This is a genomic window from Neptuniibacter pectenicola, assembly GCF_001597735.1.
GTDB classification, from domain to species: Bacteria; Pseudomonadota; Gammaproteobacteria; order Pseudomonadales; family Balneatricaceae; genus Neptuniibacter; species Neptuniibacter pectenicola.
The window spans coordinates 1-229 of record NZ_LUTS01000196.1 but is presented as its reverse complement, the minus strand read 5'-3'; the positions used below and the strand labels follow the sequence as shown (position 1 = coordinate 229).

Genomic DNA, 229 nt, shown 5'->3' with positions numbered 1-229 from the left:
TCATAACTACCGCTAACCACTAAAGCATTATCACTAACTGGCGAACCACCTGTAATAGTAAATGGCGTCCCATTAACATTAACAACTGAGCCCGAAGGGCCTACATTTACGTTGCTATCAAACAACACACCCGCTGACAAATTAAACTTATGGTCATGCTGTGGATTTAACTGCTCTTCATCTCTTTTCAACTGAGCTAAGAATGCCAATATAGATACGCGCACGCTCG

Annotated in this window: 1 protein-coding gene; it reads right to left on the bottom strand. The window is 42.4% G+C overall.

Going from position 1 to position 229, the window contains the following annotated elements:
- Positions 1-229, bottom strand: a 229-nt coding sequence (locus A3773_RS18285; RefSeq protein ID WP_197462891.1) for a hypothetical protein, incomplete at both ends; no start/stop codon positions are given.